The sequence below is a fragment of the Dietzia sp. CW19 genome, from assembly GCF_014145265.1.
Taxonomy (GTDB): Bacteria; Actinomycetota; Actinomycetes; order Mycobacteriales; family Mycobacteriaceae; genus Dietzia; species Dietzia natronolimnaea.
Window position 1 is genome coordinate 1 of record NZ_JAALEE010000476.1, and the last position, 1,470, is coordinate 1,470.

Here is a 1,470-nt window from a genome sequence, read left to right on the forward strand (position 1 = left end):
CACCGGGTCGGTATCAGTGTCAGGGACCGGCAGGCTCTTCACCGTCGGTGACCCCAAACAGTCCGTCTACCGTTTCCGGCGGGCCGACATCTCCACCTACCTGCGAGCGCAGCGCGGGGACGGAGTCGAGGTCGAACGCCTGAGCACCAACTTCCGGTGTTCGCGGGCGGTGCTCGACTGGGTCAACGAGGTGTTCTCGGAAGTACTCCTCGCCGCGGAGGGAGTGCAGCCCGACTACCGGGAACTGGAACCGGGTCCCGACCGGCCTCCGTTCGACCCCGCGCACGGCCCCCGCCCGTTCGTGTTCCGCACCGAGGACGTCCCCGAGCTTCCCGATCACTGTCCGCCGGACGCGAACGATGATGCACGACGCCACTGGACCGAGGCCTCCGATGTGGCCCGCGTGATCGCGACCGCCGTCCGCGAGCAGTGGACACACGAGTCCAGGGACGGCGGTCACACCCCGCTCCGCCTCGGGGACATCGCGATCCTGTTGCCCTCGCGGAGTTCGCTGCCCATGATCGAGAAGTGCCTCGACCACGCCGGGATCGATTTCCGGACCGAGGCGTCGTCCATCGTCTACGGCACCCCGGAGATCCGCGACCTCCTCCTCTCCGTGCGGGCCGTGGCCAACAGCGCCGACGAGGCCTCGCTCGTCGGTGCGCTCCGTTCCCCGCTGTTCGGCTGCGGCGACGACGACCTGCTCCGCTGGCGCGCCGCCGGTGGGGCGTGGGCCCCCGGTGCCCCGGCACCCGACCACCTCGAGGACTCCCCCGTCGCCGCGGGGATCGACTACCTCTCCGACCTGTCCCGGCGGAGCCGCCGGCCGGGCGAGATCCTGGAGAAGCTCGTCCACGACCGCATGGTCTTCGAGTCGGTCGCCGAGTCCCCCCGCCGCCGCGACCTGTGGCGGCGCATCCGCTTCGTCATCGAGCACGCCTGGCAGTGGGAGGAGTCCGCCGCCGACCCCGCCCGCGCCGACCTGCGGGAGTACGCGGACTGGGCGCTGGCCCTCACCGCCGAGGACGCCCGCGTCCCCGAGGCGGTGATCCCCGAGATCGGTGTCGACGCGGTGCGGATCACCACCATCCATGCCGCCAAGGGCCTCGAGTACCCCATGGTCGTCCTGGCCGGGATGAGCCGCGGCTGGCCCGGGGACCGCGACAGGCTCCTGTGGACGGACGACGATCCCCCGCGCCCCGTGGCCTCCTTCTCCACGCAGGTCCGTGATCCCGGATTCGCGCGGGCCGCAGAGCGAGAGGCCGAGCACTCCAGGGCAGAGCGGATCCGGCTCCTGTACGTCGCCACCACGCGGGCCGAGAGCCGGCTCGCCGTCTCCGGTCACGGATATGTCCTGAAAAAGCAGAAGAACCCGGAGCCCAAGAAGCTGTGGGGTACCCTCCTCGGTTCGGTGATGGTGGAGCCCGACGCGCCGGCGCTCGTCCCCTACGGCGAGGGACTGCTCGAGCC

1 protein-coding gene is annotated in these 1,470 nt (G+C 71.2%); it reads left to right on the plus strand.

Annotation, left to right across the window (positions count from 1 at the left end):
- Positions 1-16: 16 nt before the first annotated feature.
- On the plus strand, positions 17-1,470 hold a 1,454-nt coding region (locus G6021_RS13715; protein WP_347238973.1), incomplete at its 3' end, for a 3'-5' exonuclease.